Origin of the sequence: Bacillus sp. PS108 (assembly GCF_037963335.1) — a bacterium.
Classification (GTDB): Bacteria; Bacillota; Bacilli; order Bacillales; family Bacillaceae; genus Bacillus; species Bacillus subtilis.
In genome coordinates, this window is record NZ_CP150155.1 from 1,524,841 (window position 1) to 1,548,758 (window position 23,918).

The 23,918-nt window shown below is 43.6% G+C and carries 26 protein-coding genes; 21 read left to right on the forward strand and 5 right to left on the reverse strand.

The genetic code is table 11. The features are described 5' to 3' along the window. The first annotated feature begins 82 nt into the window (after positions 1-82). Both ftsW and pyc read left to right on the forward strand, forming a co-directional pair. A complete protein-coding gene (gene ftsW, locus NSQ16_RS08015) occupies positions 83-1,294 on the forward strand; it encodes a cell division protein FtsW (protein ID WP_042974848.1) in 1,212 nt (403 codons plus the stop codon). Positions 1,295-1,368: 74 nt separating this feature from the next. Continuing rightward, entirely contained in the window at positions 1,369-4,815 is a 3,447-nt protein-coding gene (gene pyc / locus NSQ16_RS08020; RefSeq protein WP_029726522.1) for a pyruvate carboxylase, read from the forward strand. 404 nt (positions 4,816-5,219) lie between these two features. Here pyc and ctaA read toward each other — a convergent pair whose 3' ends face one another. Continuing rightward, a complete protein-coding gene (gene ctaA, locus NSQ16_RS08025; RefSeq protein ID WP_021479351.1) occupies positions 5,220-6,140 on the reverse strand; it encodes a heme A synthase CtaA in 921 nt (306 codons plus the stop codon). Positions 6,141-6,494: 354 nt separating this feature from the next. Between ctaA and cyoE the strand changes: the two genes are divergently transcribed. The 6 genes from cyoE to ctaG all read left to right on the forward strand — a co-directional run bounded on the left by cyoE (position 6,495) and on the right by ctaG (position 12,502). Beyond that, positions 6,495-7,412 carry a heme o synthase gene (gene cyoE, locus NSQ16_RS08030; RefSeq protein ID WP_003232250.1) on the forward strand — a complete coding sequence of 306 codons (918 nt, stop codon included), beginning with the start codon at positions 6,495-6,497 and terminating at the stop codon, positions 7,410-7,412. A gap of 239 nt (positions 7,413-7,651) precedes the next feature. Continuing rightward, positions 7,652-8,722: a cytochrome c oxidase subunit II gene (gene coxB, locus NSQ16_RS08035; protein WP_014663859.1), complete on the forward strand. Its 1,071-nt coding sequence runs from the start codon at positions 7,652-7,654 to the stop codon at positions 8,720-8,722. Positions 8,723-8,754: 32 nt separating this feature from the next. Next, complete coding sequence (gene ctaD / locus NSQ16_RS08040; protein ID WP_003232245.1) at positions 8,755-10,623, forward strand: cytochrome c oxidase subunit I; 1,869 nt, start codon at positions 8,755-8,757, stop codon at positions 10,621-10,623. Further along, positions 10,623-11,246, forward strand: coding sequence for a cytochrome c oxidase subunit III (gene ctaE, locus NSQ16_RS08045; RefSeq protein WP_003232244.1), 624 nt, complete (start codon positions 10,623-10,625; stop codon positions 11,244-11,246). The genes ctaD and ctaE overlap by 1 nt, the downstream gene beginning before the upstream one ends. A 2-nt stretch (positions 11,247-11,248) precedes the next feature. After that, complete coding sequence (gene ctaF, locus NSQ16_RS08050; RefSeq protein WP_003232242.1) at positions 11,249-11,581, forward strand: cytochrome c oxidase subunit IVB; 333 nt, start codon at positions 11,249-11,251, stop codon at positions 11,579-11,581. A gap of 27 nt (positions 11,582-11,608) precedes the next feature. Further along, positions 11,609-12,502: a cytochrome c oxidase assembly factor CtaG gene (ctaG, locus tag NSQ16_RS08055; protein WP_033883825.1), complete on the forward strand. Its 894-nt coding sequence runs from the start codon at positions 11,609-11,611 to the stop codon at positions 12,500-12,502. A gap of 31 nt (positions 12,503-12,533) precedes the next feature. Here ctaG and NSQ16_RS08060 read toward each other — a convergent pair whose 3' ends face one another. Then, a complete protein-coding gene (locus tag NSQ16_RS08060) occupies positions 12,534-12,896 on the reverse strand; it encodes a YugN family protein (RefSeq protein WP_080474471.1) in 363 nt (120 codons plus the stop codon). A 139-nt stretch (positions 12,897-13,035) separates the two neighbouring features. On the opposite strand from NSQ16_RS08060, the gene NSQ16_RS08065 reads away from it, so the two are divergent. From NSQ16_RS08065 to coaD, 8 genes are all read left to right on the forward strand, one after another. After that, positions 13,036-13,482: a CBS domain-containing protein gene (locus NSQ16_RS08065; protein WP_230488524.1), complete on the forward strand. Its 447-nt coding sequence runs from the start codon at positions 13,036-13,038 to the stop codon at positions 13,480-13,482. Positions 13,483-13,565: 83 nt separating this feature from the next. Then, positions 13,566-14,606: a CAP domain-containing protein gene (locus NSQ16_RS08070; protein WP_230488523.1), complete on the forward strand. Its 1,041-nt coding sequence runs from the start codon at positions 13,566-13,568 to the stop codon at positions 14,604-14,606. Between the two features lie 231 nt (positions 14,607-14,837). Next, positions 14,838-15,236: a YlbD family protein gene (locus tag NSQ16_RS08075; protein ID WP_003232233.1), complete on the forward strand. Its 399-nt coding sequence runs from the start codon at positions 14,838-14,840 to the stop codon at positions 15,234-15,236. Between the two features lie 15 nt (positions 15,237-15,251). Further along, entirely contained in the window at positions 15,252-15,491 is a 240-nt protein-coding gene (locus NSQ16_RS08080; RefSeq protein WP_003232231.1) for a YlbE-like family protein, read from the forward strand. 115 nt (positions 15,492-15,606) lie between these two features. Beyond that, entirely contained in the window at positions 15,607-16,056 is a 450-nt protein-coding gene (gene ricF / locus NSQ16_RS08085; protein WP_003221370.1) for a regulatory iron-sulfur-containing complex subunit RicF, read from the forward strand. Positions 16,057-16,110: 54 nt separating this feature from the next. Further along, complete coding sequence (locus NSQ16_RS08090; protein ID WP_327837202.1) at positions 16,111-16,383, forward strand: YlbG family protein; 273 nt, start codon at positions 16,111-16,113, stop codon at positions 16,381-16,383. Between the two features lie 322 nt (positions 16,384-16,705). After that, entirely contained in the window at positions 16,706-17,278 is a 573-nt protein-coding gene (gene rsmD / locus NSQ16_RS08095) for a 16S rRNA (guanine(966)-N(2))-methyltransferase RsmD (RefSeq protein ID WP_327836731.1), read from the forward strand. Beyond that, positions 17,266-17,751, forward strand: a complete 486-nt coding sequence (coaD, locus tag NSQ16_RS08100; RefSeq protein WP_003245283.1) for a pantetheine-phosphate adenylyltransferase — start codon at positions 17,266-17,268, stop codon at positions 17,749-17,751. Before rsmD ends, coaD begins: the two co-directional genes overlap by 13 nt. A gap of 10 nt (positions 17,752-17,761) precedes the next feature. On the opposite strand, the gene spoVV is transcribed toward coaD, so the two are convergent. Further along, complete coding sequence (gene spoVV, locus NSQ16_RS08105) at positions 17,762-18,988, reverse strand: dipicolinic acid transporter SpoVV (RefSeq protein ID WP_015252149.1); 1,227 nt, start codon at positions 18,986-18,988, stop codon at positions 17,762-17,764. Positions 18,989-19,168: 180 nt separating this feature from the next. Between spoVV and NSQ16_RS08110 the strand changes: the two genes are divergently transcribed. Then, the gene (locus NSQ16_RS08110; RefSeq protein ID WP_327836734.1) at positions 19,169-19,951 is read left to right on the forward strand and encodes a patatin family protein; all 783 of its coding nucleotides are present in this window, start codon (positions 19,169-19,171) and stop codon (positions 19,949-19,951) included. A 1-nt stretch (position 19,952) separates the two neighbouring features. Next, entirely contained in the window at positions 19,953-20,978 is a 1,026-nt protein-coding gene (ddcP, locus tag NSQ16_RS08115) for a protease DdcP (protein ID WP_029726516.1), read from the forward strand. Between the two features lie 16 nt (positions 20,979-20,994). On the opposite strand, the gene NSQ16_RS08120 is transcribed toward ddcP, so the two are convergent. Together NSQ16_RS08120 and NSQ16_RS08125 are read right to left on the reverse strand one after the other, a co-directional pair. Then, on the reverse strand, positions 20,995-22,242 hold the full coding sequence (locus NSQ16_RS08120; RefSeq protein ID WP_327836735.1) for a nucleotidyltransferase: 1,248 nt from the start codon (positions 22,240-22,242) through the stop codon (positions 20,995-20,997). Next, positions 22,239-22,424 (reverse strand): hypothetical protein, encoded by a 186-nt coding sequence (locus NSQ16_RS08125; protein WP_003232215.1) that lies wholly within the window; start codon positions 22,422-22,424, stop codon positions 22,239-22,241. Before NSQ16_RS08125 ends, NSQ16_RS08120 begins: the two co-directional genes overlap by 4 nt. Before the next feature lie 27 nt (positions 22,425-22,451). Here NSQ16_RS08125 and NSQ16_RS08130 point away from each other — a divergent pair, with 27 nt between their 5' ends. The 3 genes from NSQ16_RS08130 to gerR all read left to right on the forward strand — a co-directional run bounded on the left by NSQ16_RS08130 (position 22,452) and on the right by gerR (position 23,898). Next, positions 22,452-22,970, forward strand: coding sequence for a DUF177 domain-containing protein (locus NSQ16_RS08130; protein WP_014479718.1), 519 nt, complete (start codon positions 22,452-22,454; stop codon positions 22,968-22,970). A gap of 21 nt (positions 22,971-22,991) precedes the next feature. Further along, positions 22,992-23,171 carry a 50S ribosomal protein L32 gene (gene rpmF, locus NSQ16_RS08135; RefSeq protein ID WP_003154457.1) on the forward strand — a complete coding sequence of 60 codons (180 nt, stop codon included), beginning with the start codon at positions 22,992-22,994 and terminating at the stop codon, positions 23,169-23,171. Between the two features lie 145 nt (positions 23,172-23,316). Continuing rightward, positions 23,317-23,898: a sporulation specific transcriptional regulator GerR gene (gerR, locus tag NSQ16_RS08140; RefSeq protein ID WP_015383592.1), complete on the forward strand. Its 582-nt coding sequence runs from the start codon at positions 23,317-23,319 to the stop codon at positions 23,896-23,898. Positions 23,899-23,918: the final 20 nt, after the last annotated feature.

The following is a 23,918-nucleotide window of genomic DNA, read 5'->3' on the forward strand; positions in this document are numbered from 1 at the left end:
TTTGATAAATTGTAGTAAAATAAAAAAGATAAATACATAAAAACCATAGATAATGGAAGTTAGAAGCAGGGAAGAGGATGTTATGTTAAAAAAAATGCTAAAATCTTATGATTACTCACTGATATTCGCAATCGTTTTATTATGCGGATTCGGTTTAGTGATGGTATACAGCTCAAGCATGATTACGGCTGTCTCCCGGTATGGAGTAAGCAGTAATTTTTTCTTCATGCGGCAGCTGTTTGCTTTAATTGCGGGTGGCGCTCTATTTATTCTCATGGCGTTGTTTCCTTATAAAGCACTGGCCCATCAAAAGTTTCAGAAGGGGATACTGCTTGTATCTGTTCTTGCGCTTATCTCACTGTTTGTTTTCGGGCATGTTGCCGGAAACGCGCAGAGCTGGTTTAAAATCGGCGGAATGAGTATTCAGCCGGGGGAGTTTGTGAAACTGGTCGTGATTTTATACCTCGCAGCCGTATATGCCAAAAAACAAAGCTATATTGACCATCTATTAACGGGTGTAGCTCCTCCCGTAGTCATGACGCTTGTGATTTGCGGGTTAATTGCCATGCAGCCTGATTTCGGTACAGCCATGATTATAGGGCTGATTGCGACGTGCATGATCTTGTGCTCCGGCTTCAGCGGAAAGACGCTGGTGAGGCTGCTTTTGCTCGGCGGAATTGTTTTAATTTTAGTCAGCCCGATTCTCTATTTAAATCAGGATCAAATTTTAACTAAAGGCCGTTTGGCGCGTTTTGAGAGTCTTGAAGACCCATTTAAGTATGCAAATTCATCAGGTTTGCAAGTGATCAATTCTTATTATGCGATCAGCTCAGGCGGCATTTTCGGCCTGGGGCTCGGTGAAAGTATCCAAAAATACGGATATCTGCCTGAATCACACACTGACTTTATTATGGCTGTCATTGCTGAAGAGCTCGGCGTTTTTGGGGTTTTGTTTGTGATTTTCCTATTGGGTTTTGTCGTCATTAAAGGTTTTTATATAGCCAGAAAGTGCGAGGACCCGTTTGGAAGTCTTCTGGCGATCGGCATTTCAAGCATGATTGCCATCCAGTCGTTTATTAACCTTGGCGGTGTCAGCGGATTAATTCCGATTACAGGGGTTACGCTGCCATTTATCAGTTACGGGGGCTCTTCTTTGGTGCTGCTGCTGGGGAGTATGGGGATATTAGCGAATATCAGCATGTTTGTGAAATATTCAGAGAATAAGAAAAAGAAAGAGCCCTTGGCTCCGAAGGGAATGAAAAAGAAACAGCTCAAAAAAACTGTTTATCAGTAAAAAACAAGTGTGTACAGGGGAAGGATATTCCGCTATGATAGATTATATTCCATTCGGGTAAGGGGGAGAAAAGTTTGTCTCAGCAATCGATACAAAAAGTATTAGTAGCAAACAGGGGAGAAATTGCAATCCGAATATTCCGGGCGTGTACCGAGTTGAATATTCGTACAGTTGCGGTCTATTCAAAAGAAGATTCCGGTTCCTACCATCGGTACAAAGCGGATGAAGCATACTTGGTCGGTGAAGGGAAAAAACCGATTGATGCTTACCTGGATATTGAAGGTATCATTGATATTGCGAAAAGAAACAAAGTCGATGCAATTCATCCGGGATACGGTTTCTTATCTGAAAATATTCATTTTGCGAGACGATGTGAAGAAGAAGGCATCGTATTCATAGGGCCAAAATCCGAGCATCTCGATATGTTTGGTGACAAGGTAAAAGCGCGTGAGCAGGCAGAAAAAGCGGGAATCCCCGTGATTCCGGGAAGCGACGGTCCTGCCGAAACGCTTGAAGCCGTCGAACAATTTGGACAAGCTAACGGTTATCCGATCATCATTAAAGCCTCGCTTGGCGGCGGCGGCCGCGGTATGCGGATTGTCAGATCTGAAAGTGAAGTCAAAGAAGCATATGAGCGTGCTAAATCAGAGGCGAAAGCAGCCTTTGGCAATGATGAAGTTTATGTAGAAAAATTAATTGAGAATCCGAAACATATTGAGGTTCAGGTCATTGGAGACAAGCAGGGAAATGTCGTCCATCTTTTTGAGAGGGATTGTTCCGTTCAAAGACGCCATCAAAAGGTCATTGAAGTGGCGCCGAGTGTCTCGCTGTCACCTGAATTAAGGGATCAAATTTGTGAGGCGGCAGTTGCGCTTGCTAAAAATGTAAACTATATAAATGCGGGGACGGTAGAATTCCTTGTTGCAAACAACGAGTTCTACTTTATTGAAGTAAATCCTCGCGTACAAGTTGAACACACGATAACAGAAATGATTACTGGTGTCGATATTGTTCAAACTCAGATCCTTGTTGCCCAAGGGCACAGCCTTCACAGCAAAAAAGTAAATATTCCTGAGCAAAAGGACATTTTTACAATCGGCTATGCCATTCAGTCACGGGTTACGACTGAGGATCCGCAAAATGATTTCATGCCTGATACAGGAAAAATCATGGCTTACCGCTCAGGCGGCGGTTTTGGTGTCCGTCTTGATACCGGAAACAGCTTCCAGGGCGCCGTGATCACACCATACTATGATTCACTTCTCGTTAAGCTTTCAACTTGGGCTTTAACGTTTGAACAGGCAGCTGCCAAAATGGTACGAAACCTTCAGGAGTTTAGAATCAGAGGCATAAAAACGAACATTCCGTTCCTTGAGAACGTTGCAAAGCATGAGAAGTTCCTGACAGGGCAATATGATACGTCTTTCATTGATACAACTCCTGAATTATTTAAATTCCCTAAACAAAAAGACCGCGGAACGAAAATGCTCACTTACATCGGCAATGTGACAGTGAACGGCTTCCCTGGAATCGGGAAAAAAGAAAAACCGGCGTTTGACAAACCGTTAAGCGTAAAGGTAGACGTTGATCAGCAGCCTGCCAGAGGAACAAAGCAAATTCTCGATGAAAAAGGTGCAGAAGGGCTTGCAAATTGGGTTAAGGAGCAGAAATCTGTCCTTTTAACTGATACGACATTCAGGGATGCCCACCAATCGTTATTGGCAACTAGAATCAGATCGCATGATTTGAAAAAAATCGCAAATCCGACGGCTGCGTTATGGCCTGAACTATTCAGTATGGAAATGTGGGGAGGCGCGACCTTCGATGTAGCCTACCGATTCCTGAAAGAAGATCCGTGGAAGCGTTTGGAAGATCTTCGCAAAGAAGTGCCGAATACCTTATTCCAGATGCTGCTTCGCTCATCAAATGCGGTCGGCTATACGAATTATCCGGACAATGTGATTAAAGAATTTGTGAAGCAATCAGCTCAATCCGGTATTGATGTGTTTCGTATTTTCGACAGCTTAAACTGGGTAAAAGGGATGACGTTAGCCATTGATGCTGTTAGGGATACCGGCAAAGTGGCAGAAGCTGCGATTTGTTATACGGGAGATATCCTTGACAAGAACCGGACGAAGTACGACCTTGCATATTATACATCGATGGCGAAGGAGCTTGAGGCGGCCGGAGCCCATATTCTCGGGATTAAAGATATGGCAGGGCTGTTAAAACCGCAGGCTGCATATGAACTCGTTTCTGCGTTGAAAGAAACGATCGACATTCCGGTTCACCTTCATACGCATGATACGAGCGGAAACGGTATTTATATGTATGCGAAAGCTGTTGAAGCCGGCGTTGATATCATAGACGTGGCGGTCAGCTCAATGGCGGGATTAACGTCACAGCCTAGCGCGAGCGGATTTTATCATGCGATGGAAGGCAACGACCGCCGTCCGGAAATGAATGTCCAAGGCGTTGAATTGCTGTCCCAATATTGGGAGTCGGTGCGTAAATATTATAGTGAATTTGAAAGCGGAATGAAGTCTCCGCATACTGAAATTTATGAACACGAAATGCCAGGGGGCCAATACAGCAACCTGCAGCAGCAGGCCAAGGGAGTAGGCCTTGGCGACCGATGGAACGAAGTCAAGGAAATGTACAGACGCGTGAACGATATGTTCGGTGACATCGTCAAGGTAACGCCTTCCTCAAAAGTTGTCGGAGATATGGCACTTTACATGGTGCAAAACAATCTGACTGAAAAAGACGTTTACGAAAAAGGCGAATCTTTAGATTTCCCTGATTCTGTCGTGGAGCTTTTCAAAGGAAATATCGGCCAGCCTCATGGCGGATTCCCGGAAAAACTGCAAAAGCTAATCTTAAAAGGGCAGGAGCCGATTACAGTCAGACCGGGCGAACTGCTTGAGCCGGTGTCATTTGAAGCGATCAAACAGGAATTTAAAGAGCAGCATAACTTGGAAATTTCAGATCAGGATGCTGTGGCATATGCCCTTTATCCTAAAGTCTTCACTGATTATGTGAAAACGACAGAAAGCTATGGAGACATCTCGGTATTAGATACACCGACATTCTTCTACGGCATGACATTAGGTGAAGAGATAGAAGTTGAAATTGAGCGCGGCAAAACGCTGATCGTTAAGCTGATTTCAATCGGTGAGCCTCAGCCTGATGCCACCCGCGTCGTTTATTTCGAACTCAACGGGCAGCCGCGTGAAGTAGTCATTAAAGATGAAAGCATTAAGTCTTCCGTTCAGGAAAGGCTGAAAGCAGACCGGACAAATCCAAGCCACATCGCAGCTTCCATGCCTGGAACAGTTATTAAGGTATTGGCTGAAGCAGGCACAAAAGTCAATAAAGGTGATCATTTGATGATTAATGAAGCGATGAAAATGGAAACAACGGTTCAGGCGCCTTTCTCAGGAACAATCAAGCAGGTTCATGTGAAAAATGGTGAGCCGATCCAAACGGGAGATCTGCTCCTTGAAATTGAAAAAGCATAATAAACAAAGAGTGTATATCATTTGATATACACTCTTGTTTTTTTATATAGAAAATGTGGAGTGAAACAGATGGTTAGAAGAGATATAAGGGGACTTCAGAGATTATACAATACTGTCACAAGCCCAAAATAAATAGAGGCTTATACAGCCAATATTTTAGATGCTTTGTAGTATGCCGTGCATATTTCTTTAAGCACTATCTGATTTAAAAGGCTTTAATACTTATGTTCGCGGGCTATAGATCCATATGAAATTTCTATAATCACGATGAGAAAGGGGACAGACCGAAGTGAGCCGCTCAATGATCATCAAGTTCGGCGAAGGCTGGCGATTGAAACGCATAAAGCGACAAAAAACAAGACATAAAAAAGACCAAAGCCTCCTAAGGCTTTGGTCTTGAGTCCTTATGATTGCCTAGATTCATAACGGAAACGAGCAATCAATAATAAGAAGTAGCATAGAACGCCAAACAGACAGGCAATAAAGAACGAGTGGGCAAGTGCAAAGCCCAGAGCCAGTTCAGAGTATACGATCATAATCCCGGACAGTGCCTGTAATGTAATGAAAATAAGACATGAGATCCATCCCCAAAAGATCTGTTTTTGATCTTTATAGGAGATAATAGCATGAACAGCGGCAACAATAATCCATACAAATAACAGTAAGGCTGCTGCTCTGTGGCCCATTTGCACCCATTCATGGAATTGGGTCGGAAGTCCATTGTTCAGCGGGCTGCACAGCGGCACATCAGGACATGCCAGACTTGATTCAGTGTGTCTTACATATGCGCCTGTATACACAACGATATAGGAATATATTAAAATTCCTATCATGTGAAATTGCATCTTTTTGCCGATTTGAAGCGGCTTAACCAGTGTTCTGACTGATTTATCAGCTTCAAATATGAGCAATGTTAAAATAAGCACTGAAGCAAAAGAAATTAATGAGATGCCGAAGTGAAGCGCCATAATCAGCGCGTTCGAACCGAATACGACAGCCAATGCGCCAAGCAATGCCTGAAGAAATAAAAAGATAATTGACATGATCGCGAGAAACGTTGTTTCACGAAAAATCGGCGTGATTTTTCTCCATGACCAAAACGCAAGGCTTAGCACAAGGACAATAGAGATTCCGCTTGCGAATCGGTGGCTCCATTCAATAATTGAAGCCGGATTCAGTTCAGGGAAAAAACGGCCGTGACACAGCGGCCACTGTCTGCCGCATCCTTGGCCGGAACCTGTTTTTGTAACGAGGGCACCCCCGATTAAAACAATTAGCATGACAAATGTCGTCAGAACACCGAGAGCTTTTAATGCTTTATTCATACAATATTCACCTTCTCAACATACTGCTGCAATTTTATATACGTTCCAAGTGTAAGCGAATATGTGTTTTGTGGCAATTCCCAGAGCCTTTTGTTCACAAAAATATAATAGAATGACGGCTTCTGGAAAATGTACACTTGATTATTCATGCCGGGTCTGATAGAAATAAGGTAAACGCAATGCCGATTTGGAGATTGCCTTCATCTTTGGTAAAATTCATAAAAAGTTCACAAATAAATTCCTGTTTGTCGTTTAATATTTAATAGGATGTTTTTTTACAAGATGTTATCTTGTATGATAGAGTTGCAGGTTATTTTATTCTCCTGCGTTAGGTTTGTAAGGGAGGTTTACGTTATGGCTAACTCCAGAATCTTAAATGATACAGCTATAGACGGACAAATTGAAGAAACAACGGCATGGAAAGATTTTCTGTCCCTTATTAAAATAGGGATCGTCAATTCTAACCTCATCACGACTTTCACTGGAATGTGGCTTGCACTGCATATATCCGGTTTAAGTTTTTTAGGCAATATAAACACCGTTCTTCTTACGTTAATTGGGTCTTCGCTGATTATTGCGGGCTCCTGCGCGATCAATAACTGGTATGACCGGGACATTGACCATCTTATGGAGCGTACGAAAGTAAGACCGACGGTTACGGGTAAAATTCAGCCGAGTCAGGCGTTATGGTCTGGAATTTTGCTGGTTGCTTTAGGATTGATCATGCTGCTGATGACAACTGTCATGGCTGCTGTTATCGGTTTTATCGGAGTCTTTACGTATGTTGTATTGTACACAATGTGGACGAAACGCCGCTATACGATTAACACAGTAGTAGGAAGCGTTTCCGGTGCAGTGCCGCCGCTTATTGGATGGACGGCAGTGGAAGGGAATATCGGTGTCGTAGCATGGGTGTTATTCATGATTTTATTTATTTGGCAGATTCCTCACTTCTTAGCATTGGCTATCAAGAAAACTGAGGATTACAGAGCTGCAAATATTCCGATGCTTCCTGTCGTATACGGTTTTGAAGTGACAAAAAGACAAATTATTGTGTGGGTTGCGTGCCTGATGCCGCTTCCGTTTTTCCTTGGTAGCCTAGGTCTTCCGATTGTCATTCTCGGCTTGCTGTTAAATATCGGCTGGCTGATTCTTGGCTTAATGGGATTCCGCTCCAAGAATATCATGAAGTGGGCAACGCAGATGTTCGTTTACTCGCTTAACTACATGACAATCTATTTCGTTGCCATGGTTGTCTTGACGCTTTTCTAAAAAATAGATATGATGCTTGTTTTATCGCTTCAAAATAAACGATGACAACTAGTAAATGCCGCCTTGACCTCTTGTTTAATCAGGCGGCTTTACTTTTATACATAGATGGCATTTTGAGTAAAAAAACTCATAATTTAAGAGAAGAGGAAATGTAAGTGCTTTATTGGTGATAGGTTGGATGGCGATAGATTTCGATTCGCTTTCCGCCTTTGTATTGACCAGAAAAGGGGTTGGGTGAAATGGTAAAGCATTGGCGTCTTATTTTATTATTAGCCTTAGTGCCGCTTCTATTAAGCGGATGTGGAAAACCTTTTTTATCCACGCTCAAGCCTGCTGGCGAGGTGGCTGATAAACAGTATGACCTGACAGTGCTCAGCACATTGATTATGGTGGTTGTTGTTGCAGTAGTATCTGTTATCTTCTTTTATGTGATTGTGAGATTCAGAAGATCACGGGTCGGTGAGAACACGATACCGAAACAGGTAGAGGGGAATAAATTTTTAGAAATCACATGGACCGTGATCCCGATTTTGCTGCTCATTATTCTTGTGATTCCTGTTGTATTATATACGCTGGAGCTAGCGGACACATCACCAATGGATAAAAAAGGCCGCAAAGCTGAGGATGCTCTTGTAGTCAATGTTAGGGCAAATTTATACTGGTGGGAGTTTGAGTACCCTGATTACGGCATTATCACAAGCCAGGAGCTGATTGTACCGACAGATCAGCGTGTATATTTTAATTTAAAAGCCTCTGATGTAAAACATTCCTTCTGGATTCCTTCAGTTGGGGGAAAACTTGATACGAATACGGATAATGAAAATAAGTTCTTCCTGACATTTGATTCAAAACGAAGCAAAGAGGCAGGAGATATGTTTTTTGGGAAGTGTGCAGAGCTTTGCGGCCCTTCACATGCCCTGATGGATTTTAAGGTGAAGACGATGTCTGCAAAGGAATTTCAGGGCTGGACAAAAGAAATGAAAAACTATAAATCTACAGCAGAGAGCGATTTGGCTAAGCAGGGTGAAGAACTGTTTAAAGAGAAAAACTGCCTGAGCTGCCATGCGGTAGAGCCGAATGATAAGCGTGCAGAAGCCGCTAGAACGGCACCTAACTTGGCGACCTTCGGTGAAAGGACAAAAGTGGCAGGGGTGAAAGAGGCCAACAAAGAAAATGTGAAGGCTTGGCTGAAGGACCCTGACAGCATAAAGCCGGGGAACAAAATGACAGGCACATATCCAAAGCTCTCAGACAGCGAAACAGATGCGCTTTATGAATACTTAAAAGGCTTAAAAGCGGAAAGCAAGTAGGGAAGAAAGGGAGATATTGGGGGAGGTCACATATGTTGAATGCGCTTACAGAAAAGCGGACGCGCGGATCTATGCTTTGGGATTATTTGACGACGGTGGACCATAAAAAAATCGCGATTCTTTATTTAGTAGCAGGGGGATTCTTCTTTCTTGTCGGGGGAATTGAAGCGATGTTTATCAGAATTCAGCTTGCAAAGCCGGAAAATGCGTTTCTCAGTGCCCAAGCGTACAATGAAGTAATGACTATGCACGGAACGACGATGATCTTTCTGGCTGCGATGCCGCTCTTATTTGCCTTGATGAATGCGGTTGTGCCTTTGCAGATCGGTGCTCGGGACGTTTCGTTTCCATTTTTAAACGCGCTTGGTTTTTGGCTCTTCTTTTTCGGGGGCATTTTCTTAAATCTAAGCTGGTTTTTGGGCGGAGCGCCAGATGCGGGCTGGACGTCATATGCCTCACTTTCGCTTCATTCTAAAGGGCACGGCATAGACTTTTTCGTCCTCGGACTCCAAATATCGGGGCTCGGGACGCTGATAGCCGGGATTAACTTTTTGGCTACGATTATCAACATGAGGGCTCCGGGCATGACGTATATGAGGCTGCCTTTGTTTACATGGACGACATTTGTGGCCTCGGCATTGATTTTGTTCGCGTTTCCGCCGCTTACGGTTGGATTGGCTCTCATGATGCTGGATCGACTGTTCGGAACCAATTTCTTTAATCCGGAGCTTGGCGGAAATACGGTCATTTGGGAACATTTATTTTGGATCTTCGGCCACCCGGAGGTTTATATCCTAATTTTGCCTGCATTCGGTATTTTTTCTGAGGTCATCCCTGTGTTCGCCAGAAAGCGTTTGTTTGGCTATTCTTCAATGGTTTTTGCAATCGTGCTCATCGGCTTTCTGGGCTTTATGGTTTGGGTGCACCACATGTTCACGACTGGTCTCGGCCCGATTGCAAATGCGATTTTTGCGGTTGCAACAATGGCTATCGCGATTCCGACCGGGATTAAGATTTTTAACTGGCTGTTGACGATTTGGGGAGGAAATGTGAAGTATACAACCGCTATGCTGTATGCTGTCTCATTTATTCCATCCTTTGTGCTCGGCGGTGTGACGGGAGTCATGCTGGCAGCTGCTGCGGCTGATTATCAGTTCCATGATACGTATTTTGTGGTTGCGCACTTCCACTACGTCATTATTGGTGGCGTTGTATTCGGCCTTTTAGCCGGTGTTCATTTCTGGTGGCCGAAAATGTTCGGTAAAATTCTGCATGAAACGATGGGGAAAATTTCATTTGTATTGTTTTTTATCGGCTTTCACCTCACGTTTTTCATTCAGCATTTTGTCGGCTTAATGGGGATGCCGCGCCGGGTTTATACGTTTTTGCCAGGACAGGGTCTGGAAACCGGCAACTTGATCAGTACAATCGGGGCGTTTTTTATGGCGGCAGCTGTTATTCTTCTGCTGGTCAATGTTATATGGACATCGGTAAAAGGTGAATATGTAGGTGCTGATCCATGGCATGACGGACGTACGCTGGAGTGGACCGTTTCTTCACCGCCGCCGGAGTATAACTTTAAACAGCTTCCTTTTGTCAGAGGACTTGATCCGCTTTGGATCGAGAAGCAGGCAGGGCACAAATCAATGACGCCGGCGGAACCGGTTGATGATATTCATATGCCAAACGGCTCAATCCTGCCGCTCATCATTTCTTTCGGCCTTTTTGTCGCAGCGTTCGGGCTGCTGTACAGAAGTGATTACGCTTGGGGTCTGCCGGTGATCTTTATCGGGCTCGGCATCACATTTATTACGATGCTGCTTCGTTCAGTAATTGATGATCACGGCTATCATATTCATAAAGAGGAACTGCCGAACGATGATAAAGGGGTGAAGGCATAATGCAAGTTCAAGAAAAATTCACCGCAGAAACCTTTCCAGCTTCTCCCGAAAAAGTAACCCTGGAAGGGAAAAATAAATTTTTAGGCTTTTGGCTTTTTCTTGGCGGAGAGACTGTTCTGTTTGCGTCTCTCTTCGCTACGTTTCTTGCGCTCCGGAATTCAAATGCCGGTGATCCGCCTACGACGGAAATGTTCGATGTGACACTTGTATTCATTGCCACAATGCTTCTATTAACGAGCAGTTTAACGAGTGTGTACGCGATGTACCACATGAAGAACTTTTCCTTCGGCAAGATGCAGCTTTGGCTGGGAATTACGATTTTATTGGGGGCGGGCTTTTTAGGACTGGAAATCTATGAGTTCAAGCATTACACCCATGAATTTGGCTTTACCATCACAAGCTCTGCCCTTGGTTCTGCGTTTTACACGCTTGTCGGTACACACGGCGCCCACGTGGCATTTGGGCTTATGTGGATCAGCACGCTTATGATCCGCAATGCCAAGAGAGGGCTGAACCTGTATACGGCGCCTAAGTTTTACGTTGCCAGCCTTTATTGGCACTTTATTGATGTCGTGTGGGTCTTCATCTTTACCGTTGTATATTTAATGGGGATGGTGGGATAAACATGGTCGATAAAAAAAGCAGAGGGCATATCAATAGCGACCTTGAATTCAAGAAAAAAAAGCATGCCCGGGAGATGAAATATCAAGTCCTGTCTTTTGGTTTAATGATCGGTCTTACGATTGTTGCATTTCTGACTGTGGCCACGGACGGTGTCGGCAGCTGGTTTACGATTCCTTTCATTATTTTGCTAGCTGCAATTCAAGTCATTTTTCAGCTGTATTATTTCATGCATATGAATCAGAAAGGGCATGAGGCGCCGGCACTGTTTTTGTATTCAGGGGTGTTTGTCGCGTTTATCACTGTGCTTGCGTTTGTGACAATTATATGGTGGTAATTTGAAACAGCCGCCGGAGGTGAAGAAATGAATCAGTTGGAGATATTCGGGTTTCGCGCGATGTGGAGCCCTTATCTTTTTTGTATCCTGTTAGGCATTACGGCGCTTTATCTCTATTTTTACAGGCGAATGTCTTCAAAGCCAAATCGAATAACTGGTAAAGAGATGGTGTGCTTTCTGTCGGCGATGCTGTTTTTATATGCAGCCGAGGGAAGCCCGGTTGATTTGCTCGGACATATTATGTTCAGCGCACATATGGTGCAGATGGCCGTCCTGTATTTGGTTGTCCCGCCGCTGTTAATCGCGGGAATTCCTGCATGGCTCTGGGAAAAAATCATTTTCAGGCCTTCAATCAAACCGGTTTTTTCCTTTTTTACGACGCCTTTAATTGCTTTGCTTTTGTTTAACGGCATTTTTTCTTTATATCATGTACCGCTTATATTTGATACTGTCAAAACGGATCCGTTTTACCATACATTAATCACTTGGCTTATCTTTGTGCTTGCGTTCTTCATGTGGTGGCCGCTTGTTCATAAGGTTGAGCGTCTACGGCAGCTCAGCGGCTTGATGAAGCTGGGTTATATTATGGCGGACGGTATGCTGCTCACACCTGCTTGCGCCTTGATCATGTTCAGCGGTGCACCGTTATACGCCACCTATACAGATCCGGCTTTATGGGCTGAGGCAATGAGGCTTTGCGTGCCAGCGGATATGATGGGGCAGGTCCCATTAACAGGGCCAGAGATGTTGAATACACTGCCTTTGTTAGAGGATCAGCAGCTCGGAGCAGTCATGATGAAAATCATTCAGGAAATTGTGTACGGTACTTTTTTGGCCATTATTTTTTTCCAATGGGTGAAGAAAGAAAGGGAAAAGGACGGGCAGGAGGAGCCGCCGTATATTCAGCAGACGATATCATAAAAGGTACAGCGAAATATGCTGTACCTTTTCGTTACATTTGAACTGTTTTTAACATGTCGGCTATGTCCTGAATCAGTGCCTTGCTTTTTGTCACAACCTGTACGGGAAACTCTTCCGTTTCTCCATATTCTACTCCATGCGGGTAGTAATGCTTTCCTAGGAGAGGGGACATTAATTGAATCACGGCGCGCCCGCTTCCGACATCGCCTTCTGCCGCAATACCTTGTATCCGCAGGTAAAACGTACCCTCAATCGTCGAAAACTTCTTGTCATAGGTGACTCTCTCGTAATCCCATTGACCCGCTCTGATGAGACCTTTGCTTTCCATTAAGTCGTCTAGCCAACTGAGCTCAGCCTTAACCCCTTCAAGTCCGCTTTCAGTAAACTTCAACACTGACCCCTCCTTATAAAAATTACCTTTCCTGACAATCATAGTATGAAAGCGTTAAACTTTCAATGAATCTTCTTCTTTTGAAAGTATGCAAAAATTAAATTTTGACGACAATAGCACTAGACTAAAGGAGGTTAAACGAATGACAAAAATAAAAGATCTGATGACAGCCGACTTGCAATATTGCACGGTATTAGATAATGTATATGAAGCTGCAGTAAAGATGAAGGACGCAAATGTAGGAGCGATTCCGGTAGTTGATGAGGACGGGGAAACATTGGTCGGCATCGTAACCGACCGTGATCTCGTATTAAGAGGAATCGCCATCAAAAAACCGAACTCGCAAAAAATCACTGACGCGATGACCGAAAAACCTGTCAGTGTGGAGGAAGATGCTTCAGTCGATGAGGTTCTTCATTTGATGGCATCGCATCAGCTCAGAAGGATACCAGTTACAAAAAATAAAAAACTGGCTGGAATTGTCACGCTTGGTGATCTTTCTTTATCTGAGCAAACGAATGAACGTGCCGGCAGCGCCTTATCGGATATTTCCGAAGGTGATAATAGAGAAGAAGGCTTTTTTCATTAACACATAAATCTTTGACATGTTAAATAGGCTGTATTGTAATGGGATGTAAGCAAAAGATTGTGAATCGCCACGGGGGTGATAGATTGAAAAATATATTGAGAGCAATGGTTATCCTTTTGATTATCTGCGGAACTTACGTTCTGTTTATTCAATATGGATCTGTTCCTGAAAAGAAATCAAATGACAGCGAGCCTCAGGTGTCGAATGAGGAAGCGCAAAGCGGCAAACGAATACATATGCCGACTTCAGGGTTATTGTCCTTCATGGGCAAGCACGCCGATGAAGTAACGAAAAAGCTTGGGGAACCTGAACGTATTGACCCTTCGGCTTATGATTACGATTGGTGGATATACAATCAAGGTAAGGATCAATATATCCAAATCGGGGTATTAAACAATAAAGTGGTCACATTATTCGCGTCGGGTAATGATATTAACGCCAAGCCTTTCAAAATTGGAGAATCAACTGGCGAAGTATTCAAGACCACCCAGGTGGCACCATTTGTGAATGTAGAGTATAAAGGAAATTCCTATCGGTTTGAATTTTCTGAAGAAGATATCAATACAAGACCGACTGTAAAGGTAGGAAAGATGTATGTCCAGCTGTATATGGACAAATTTGAAGGGAAGCTATCCAGCATCAGGGCGTTTGATGCGCAGACCTTTGTAAAGCAAAGACCTTATGAGGTAGTGTACCGCGGGGAATTAATTAAACCGAAAGCCGTTTCAGATGAGAAATGGAAAAAGATCCAAACAACGAGCGAAAAGCAAATCCTTGATTTGACGAATGTCATACGCGTTAAACATGGACTTGCGAAGCTTGAGTGGGATCAGCCAACGGCGGAAGTGGCATTTGGACATAGTGAGGATATGAAGGAAAATAATTATTTCTCCCATGTCTCTAAAAAATACGGCTCGCTGAAAGACCGCTTAGAAGAAGGGCATGTTGACTTTCAGCAAGCGGGAGAAAATATCGCATACAATTATGTGGACGGTCCGGCTGCTGTAGAAGGCTGGCTGAATAGCGAAGGCCATCGAAAAGCGCTTCTGAATTCAGATTATACGCATCTTGGTGTCGGAGTAGACCGGAAATATTACACCCAAAATTTTATTAAGCGATGGTAATGAAAGCCGCGGACGAATGGTTCCCGGCTTTTTCTATTTCCATACAAGCTGGTCTGAATGAATGTGCTGATAGCTTACAGATAAGGCCGTTTCCCATCCCTTCAGTCAGGCTTTTTCACCAGTGTATAGGGATATCGCTAAAAATTCATTTGGGAATGAATATAGGCGAACACAATGCCCGACAAAACGATACATTGTAGTAGGTAACGATTTTCGGAGGGGGTGAGGATTGTGGCGAATCAACATGCCAATCATTCAATCAATGACTTTAAACAATTCGTCAAAAAGCATCCCAAGCTGATAAAAGAAGTGCGCAAAGAACAAAGAAGCTGGCAGGACGTATATGAAAATTGGGTCCTCTTCGGGGAGAGCGACCCGATTTGGGATCCATATCGGGAACCGGAAGAAGCTTCTGAAGCTGTGCCTGAAACACCGCAAAAAAATGATTTTGTCTCGAAAATGGTGACAGCGGTGAAAAAGATGGATGTCAATCAAATGAACGAACAAATCAATAAAATGAGCCAGTCGATCTCATCGTTGCAAAGCCTTCTTAATACATTTTCCGGAAGCGGACAGAAGCATTCTCAGCCAGGGTCTGGACAGCATCCTTTTTCTTTTCGAAAGGATTAAAAAAGGGGAGCTCATATGCGCAAAGAGGTTCAGGAATATATTTTAGCAAACGAAGAACGGAAACGATTCATCAGAGAACAGCCGATATGGTACCGCAGGCTTTCAAGAAAACCGGATGATCTGTCCTCCTTTCAGCTTGAAATGATGAATTTTTATGAAAAAACCATTCCGCATCGGGTGAATCAGTTTACGAACGGGATTCAAATGGCGCAAATGATGATGCAAATGTTTCAAGCGATGCGGACAAAAGATTAAAAGGCCCCGAAAAAGGGTCTTTTTTCATGCGGACATAAGGTTTTGTATACGGCTGCGGTTAAGCATTTTCCAATTGGCTGGTTTCATGGTAAACTAACAACTGGAGGTGCATGTTATGTATGCGACGATGGAATCCGTGCGGCTTCAAAGTGAAGCTCAGCAGCTTGCCGAGATGATTCTGCAGTCGGAGACGGCTGAGAACTACCGCAATTGTTACAAGCGTCTCCAGGAAGATGAAGAGGCAGGGCGGATTATTCGTTCTTTTATCAAAATAAAAGAGCAGTATGAGGATGTACAGCGTTTTGGCAAATATCATCCTGACTATAGAGAAATATCCCGGAAAATGAGGGAGATCAAACGTGAGCTGGACCTGAACGATAAGGTGGCTGACTTCAAGAGAGCTGAAAATGAGCTCCAGTCTATTCTTGATGAGGTCAGCGTCGAGATTGGGACAGCTGTTTCGGAGCATGTGAAAGTTCCGACTGGGAACCCTTATTTTGACGGTTTGTCTTCATGCGGAGGCGGCTGCGGTTCAGGCGGAAGCTGCGGATGTAAAGTGTCCTGACGAGACTGGCCGTCTCGTCTTTTACATATAAGAGAAAACAGGCAGGTGATTGTATTGGAGAATAGGCGCCAGGGCATGATTGTGTATCTGCACTCCCTAAAGCAGAGCAAAATGCTGAGGAAGTTCGGGAATGTGCACTATGTATCAAAACGATTAAAATATGTCGTACTATACTGTGATATGAACCAAATTGAAAAAACAATGGACAAGATTGCGTCTTACTCATTTGTGAAAAAAGTGGAGCCTTCTTATAAACCGTTTTTAAAATTGGAATTCGAGTCAAAGCTTGATAAGGCAAAAGAATACGATTATAAAATCGGCATATAGCTATAAAAAAATCCCCGCAGGCATCTGCGGGGTCCTTCTATTCCTTAATATGTTAAGGAGAAGGCAAAGGGAGAGGAGAAACCGGAGGAAGAACTTATGGGGAAACGTAAGTCTTCTCCGCGGTTGGCAACAACATCCTCTAGATGCTGTTGCTTATAGTATGGACAAGGATCATGCTGCCTATACACCTGTTTACCAAGATTAGCGTTCATTGTTTGGAAGAATGCTTTATGTTAAGATAGGATTGATTTTTTTCTATGTACATAGCGGCGTCCGGCCGAATAAAGAAACAAAATAGCTTTTAGAAAAAGTGGTGTGGAACATGAGAGTAATTTCTGGATCAAAAAAAGGCCGTTCACTAAAGGCTGTACCCGGAACATCAACAAGACCGACAACCGACAAAGTGAAGGAATCCATTTTCAATATGATCGGCCCTTATTTTGACGGGGGCATGGGACTTGACTTATTCGCAGGGAGCGGAGGTCTTGGAATCGAAGCGCTTTCACGCGGGTTTGAGCATTGTATATTCGTTGACCGTGATTTTAAAGCGATTCAAACGGTAAAATCTAATTTGAAAACGCTGGAGCTTACAAAACATGCACAGGTATACCGCAATGATGCGGAACGTGCTTTGCACGCTGCTGCTAAAAGAGAAACCGGCTTTCGCGGCATTTTTCTCGATCCGCCGTATAAGGAACAAAAGCTGAAAGCACTTTTAACGCTGATTGACGAATATCAAATGCTGGAAGAAAACGGCTTTATCGTCGCTGAGCATGACAGAGAGGTCGAGCTTCCCGAAACCGTAGGAGATCTTGTGATGACAAGAAAAGAAACCTATGGGCTTACAGGTGTGGCGATTTATAAAAAGAGGGGGGTAGTGAGGTGGCGAGTATAGCTGTCTGTCCCGGCAGTTTTGATCCGGTGACCTACGGGCATCTGGACATCATCAAACGCGGGGCGCATATTTTTGAACAAGTGTATGTATGTGTGCTGAATAATTCTTCAAAAAAGCCTTTGTTCAGTGTGGAAGAACGGTGTGAGCTTCTGAGAGAAGTGACAAAAGACATTCCGAACATAACAGTTGAAACATCGCAAGGCCTGTTAATTGATTATGCAAAAAGAAAAAATGCGAAAGCGATTTTAAGAGGCTTGAGAGCTGTATCTGATTTTGAATACGAGATGCAGGGGACGTCAGTAAACCGTGTGCTTGATGAATCCATCGAGACATTTTTTATGATGACAAACAATCAATATTCGTTTCTAAGTTCAAGCATCGTAAAAGAAGTGGCGAGATACAACGGCTCGGTATCAGAGTTTGTACCGCCGGAAGTAGAGCTGGCGCTTCAGCAAAAATTCAGACAAGGATGAGGGTTTTGACTCATCCTTTTTTTGTTCCGTTTGTCAGTCTGTAAGAAAAAATGATAATGTACGTAAACAGCGCGCATAGTGTGACAGCAGGTCCGATCTGCACAAGCAGATTCCAGCCGTTTATAAAGGCAGTTGGCATGTCACTGCTGTTAAGAGATTTAAATACATACTGATACGGATCATGCCATGCCGTGTAAAGAGGTTTCCATAAAAGCATGACGAAGACAGCGGCATAAACGCCCTGCAGCAAACGTGCGATAAAGAATGGTTTAAATCTAATGTCGGTTTCCGATAAAATACCTGCCACCTGAGCTTGTACGGAAAAGCCGCTAAACCCGAGAATAAAGCTGACGATAATGGCTTTTTGCAGAAGAGAAACATCTGTCTCGCTGACAAGCTTGCTGCCTAATGTAATTTCAAACATCCCTGATAAAAGCGGAATGTCCAATTGAGTCGGAAGCTGAAACAAAGTCAGTGCTCCTTTTGTGAAAACAGACAAAACATCAGTCAGCTGGACCACTGACAACAGCCGATTGAAGACAGAAAATAAAATAATAAAGCCGCCTACCATAAGAAGCGTTTGAACAGAAGACGTCACGGCGTCGCCTAAAATTTTACCCAAGGGCCGTTTTTCTGCAAGTCTGGCGGTATGAAGAGCGTGTAAAGCATCTTTGACTGAAGGGAAAGGTATCGTTTTCTTTCTTCTGAGATGCTGCTCTTCCTTGCGGCCATAGGAACGCATTGTTAAACCGACAGCCAGATTCCCTAAATAGTGTGCAGAAGCTAATAAAATGCCTAGTGATGCGTTTTGAAAGAAACCGACGGCAACAGCGCCGAAAATAAAGAGCGGGTTTGAAGAATTGGTAAACGACGCGAGCCGTTCTGCTTCTACTCTTGAAATCTGATTTTCCTGCCGCAGACGGGCAGTGAGTTTTGCGCCCGCTGGGTTTCCTGATGCCATTCCCATAGCAAGAACGAAGCCGCCGACACCCGGCACGCGAAAGATCGGCCGCATAAAAGGCTCAAGCAAAACACCGACAAACCGCACAATGCCAAAGCCGATTAAGAGTTCGGACAGAATAAAAAATGGCAGCAATGACGGAAACACAACCTCCCACCACATAGACAGCCCGGTTTTAGAGGCTTCGAATGAGGCCTGTGGATGTGAGATGACAGTCGCTGTTAAAAAAAGAAAAAACGAGGCAATCAAAAGTGTATTAATCTTCGACAAGTTCATTCTTACCTCCCCGATGCTAAAAATGCCCAATGACATGTATATCATGATAAAATAATGTATGATGTAAAACGGCCAAGCAGTACCTGTCCTCTTGATTCTTTGTACTAATATACGAGCATAGGGGTTCAGTTTAGACCATAGAATTCGGTATACAGGGAATTCAGGCAGGAGGTTAACGCTTTGGCCAAACCTAAAATCGGGTTAGCGTTAGGATCGGGAGGGGCCAGAGGGCTTGCTCATCTCGGTGTGCTTTCCAGTTTACATAAGCACCAAATTGAAGTGGATATGATTGCAGGAAGCAGCATAGGTGCTTTGGTGGGCAGTTTTTATGCCGCCGGACATGACGTGGCAACGATGAAAAAAGTAGCCAAAGCCTTTAAACGAAGGCTTTATGCTGATTATACGGTGCCGAAGCTCGGTTTTTTAAAAGGTGACCGCGTCAGACAGCTTGTGCATGCTTATACATTCGGAAAACCGATTGAAGAGCTCCAAATCCCGCTGGGCATTGTTGCGTGTGATCTACAGACGGGAGAAAAGATTGTGTTCCGAAAAGGATCAGTGTCAGATGCAGTGAGGGCCAGCATCAGCATCCCGGGTATCTTTATTCCGCATCGGCTGGACGGACGCCTTCTTGTAGACGGCGCGGTCGTCGATCGAATTCCGGTTTCTGTTGTGAAAGACATGGGAGCTGATATTATCATCGCTTCGGATGTTTCCAGGGTTCGAAAAACTGAAACAGCAGTGCATATTTTTGATGTGATTATGCAAAGTATGGATATACTGCAAAATGAATTAGTGCGGCATCAAACAATTGCCGCAGATATCATGATTCGCCCTTCCCTTGAAACATACAGCTCAAGCTCGTTTGCCAATATTGAAGAAATGATATCGGCAGGCGAAGAGGCGACAAACCGAATGATCAGCAAGATAAGAAAAGAAATAGAGAATTGGGAGGGCTCATAATTTGCTACGTAAAAAACATTTTAGCTGGATGCTCGTCATCCTCATACTGATCGCCGTTTTATCATTTATAAAACTTCCATACTATATTACAAAACCGGGAGAAGCGACAGAGCTTGCTTCATTGATAAAAGTGGAGGGAGGCTACCCGGAAAAAGGAAGCCTGTCCTTAATGACTGTCAAAGTGGGACCGGCTAATCCGTTTACATATGTGTGGGCAAAGATGCACCCTTATTATGAAATTGTTCCTGATGAGAGCATTAAGGAAAAAGGCGAGTCAGATAAGGAGTATATGAAAAGACAGCTCCAAATGATGAAAAGCTCGCAAGAAAATGCCGTTATAGCCGCCTATCAAAAGGCAGGAAAAAAAGTCAGCTATTCCTTTAACGGCATATACGCAAGCTCAGTTGTAGAAAACATGCCGGCAAAAGGGAAAATAGAAGTCGGTGATAAAATCATCAGCGCAGACGGCAAAAACTATCAGTCTGCTGAAAAGCTGATTGATTATATCAGCAGCAAAAAAGCGGGAGATAAAGTCACGTTAAAGATCGAAAGAGAAGAAAAAGAAAAGCGTGTCACCCTTACGTTAAAACAATTTCCTGATGAGCCGGATCGGGCAGGAATCGGAGTTTCGCTTTATACAGACAGAAACGTGAAGGTAGAGCCTGATATTGATTTTGAAATCGAAAATATTGGCGGCCCGTCAGCAGGGTTAATGATGTCCCTTGAAATCTATAATCAGCTGACAAAACCAGACGAAACAAAAGGCTACGATATTGCGGGAACAGGTACCATTGATGTTGACGGAAAAGTAGGCCCGATCGGCGGCATTGATCAAAAAGTCGTCGCCGCAGACAAAGCCGGAAAAGACATTTTCTTCGCGCCAAATCAAAACGGCGCCAGCAATTCCGATTATAAGAACGCAGTAAAAACAGCAAAAGATATTGATTCAAATATGAAGATTGTGCCTGTTGATACCATGCAGGATGCGATTGATTATTTGAATAAGCTGAAAGCGAAAAGCACCTGATTCTCAGGTGCTTTTTCTATACATTTAAAAAGTGTTGTTCATCTTCATCATATCGAATCGGTGCATGTCCGTATTCCTGCAGGTCAAACTCAGTTCTCAGCGGCTCTTCTATCGGCAGGCTGTAAATCCTGCTTGCTTTTACGTCCAGATCGAGAGCTGGATGGGAGAAAGAGGACAGTTTGCTGACAAGCGGAACAGACAGTGCTTTTTTCTTTTCGGATAAATAAGCCTGTCCTTTTTTCGTCATGCCGAGAAGCCTGATATACGGCGCCTTATCGTTGTCAAGCAGCTTTTGCATATCCTGTTTTTTTGTTCTGGTTAAAATGTGTGTATTCATCCGCTGGAGCCTTGTCCACGTATAGCGTTTTGTTTTCAGCAGTTCCATAAATTCCTGATAGGAGCTGGATTTTCTGATCGAACGAAGAATTCTGTGCTCTAAACCTTCCTCCACCTCGTATACTTGTTGTAATTCCTGTGCTGTTACAGTTGAAAGGCTGTATTTTAAGTAAGAAAAGTAGCTCTCAGGTGTATGCCACAATCCGAAAGATTTGCGGTAAGCTGCTAATTCACGTGCAGAGGCAGCAGGGAGAAAACGAAAGCAGGCTTCGAGATTCTGGCCAGTCATTGCTTTTCTGATGCTTGTGGCGCTTGCGATATGGTTTTCGCCTTCAGGGAGATCGGCATCATGATAGTCCGAAGAGATGCGTGCCGTAGTATAAGGTTTCATAGGATATCCCCCGGTTAGAATCGAGGTCACATACTGGTATCCCAAAATGTTATTTGGTTTTGACAAGTCAAGTGCACTTTCAGTATGCAAAATGGAGCTGAAGGCGCTAGCCGCCGCTGCTGGGTAACTGGCCCCCTTTTTAAGTTCTTCTTTAATTCGGTCATTCAATATATGTTTATGCTCATCAATAAGCTGTGCTGTTTCTAAAAAAGGCTTGATATCCCCATTTTCACTCCCGAAAAACAGCGCCTCACATTCAAGTTTGTTCAGGATTGAAACACTGCCGCGTGCAAAAATGTCTGCTTTTTGCACGGCATAAAGATAAGGCAGCTCAATGACAAGATCAACTCCGCTTTGCAGCGCCATTTTTGTTCGGGCCCATTTTGATACAACAGCGGGTTCCCCGCGCTGTAAAAAATGTCCGCTCATGACCGCCACAGCCGTGTCACATCCGGTTTGCCGCTTTGCTGTTTGGGCATGATAAAGGTGACCGTTATGAAAGGGATTATATTCAACCACCAATCCGACAGCTTTCATATTTTTTCCGCCTTTCTTGCTATGTTTAAAAACGTATGGTACATTTGCAAATGAAAACTCTTACGCCTTATTTTTGTTTTAAGTGTATGCATAGCATATTCCGCTGTCAACGATACTTCAATGGCAGCATTATGCTGTAAAGAAAAAATATTGACAAAAACAATCTTAAAAGCTATAATCATGTTTGTTGCTTTCCTGAGGTGATACAAATGAAATGGACGATTTATCAGCTGCATCAAATGCCAAAACAAAGTTTTGAGTTTGATGAAACAGTTGAGTTAAATGAGCTGACAAAGCTGAATTCTGACATTCGCCGCATTTCTCCCGTCCGGGTGAAGGGCAGAGCGGATATCAAATCCAAACAGGTTTCGTTTGATTTTACAATTTCAGGCGAAATGATTTTGCCATGCTCAAGAACACTCGTTGATGTCCCGTATCCATTTGAAATTTCAACAAAAGAACTGTTTATATTTCATCACACGGATGATATAGAAGATGATGACGTTCACATTGTTGAGGACGATACTATCGACTTAACTCCGATCGTGAAAGAAGAAATTCTTTTAGAAATCCCTATGCAAATCTTTTGTGAATCTGAACAAGAAAAAGGAGCTGCTCCTCAAGAAGGAAAGGATTGGCAAGTTATTTCGGAAGAAGACAAGAAGAATCAAGTTGATCCGAGACTTGCAGCCCTTGAAAAGCTCTTAAAACAAGATGATGAATCTTAACTCTTTAAGGAGGTGGGAATAATGGCTGTACCTTTTAGAAGAACTTCTAAAATGAAGAAAAGATTGCGCCGTACACATTTCAAACTTAATGTACCTGGTATGACAGAATGTCCGTCATGCGGAGAGATGAAGTTGTCTCACCGTGTATGCAAAGCATGCGGATCATACAACGGCAAAGACATAAATGTAAAAAGTAACTAATAAGAAAAGCGCGGGGTGAAAGCCCTGCGCTTTTTCTTTTTCTCTTCCTGTCAGCTTGCGGAAAATTTGTGAGTGCAAATAGTCTATCTAATCTATTACCGGCATATGTATGAGATAAATAAGCTGACATGGAGGGAGATTGAATTTGACCATTACAAGACAAGATGCTTGGACTCAGGATGAGGATTTGCTACTGGCAGAAGTGGTGCTTCGTCATATTCGAGAGGGAGGAACACAGCTTTCTGCCTTTGAGGAGGTTGGAAGGGCGCTGACCAGAACCGCGGCAGCCTGTGGTTTCAGGTGGAACTCGTATGTGAGAAAACAATACCAGTCAGGTATAGAGCTTGCAAAAAAGCAAAGGAAAGAACTGAGAAAGCAAATCGGCGTTCATTCGGTCAATATGCCGAATTCCATGAAGCAGACTGCCTCGGCATCGTCGGAAGGAAAACGAGATTTGTCCATTCAGGATGTCATCCAATTTCTCGAACAATTCAAAGAAGCGCCGTCTGCACAAGAATTTCAGCTTGAAAGGGAAAAATTGAAGGAGCAAATCCAATCGCTGCAAAAAGAGCTTGAGGATTTGCGGAGTGAAAATCAGACATTGCGGAATCAGCTAGAGATGACAGAAGAGGATTACAAGGCACTGATCGATATCATGGATCGGGCCAGAAAAATGGTTGTTTCGAAGGAAGACGGAAGAATGAAAAAAGCGGCTCAAGAAACGTAAAGAAACGCCTGAAATGAACC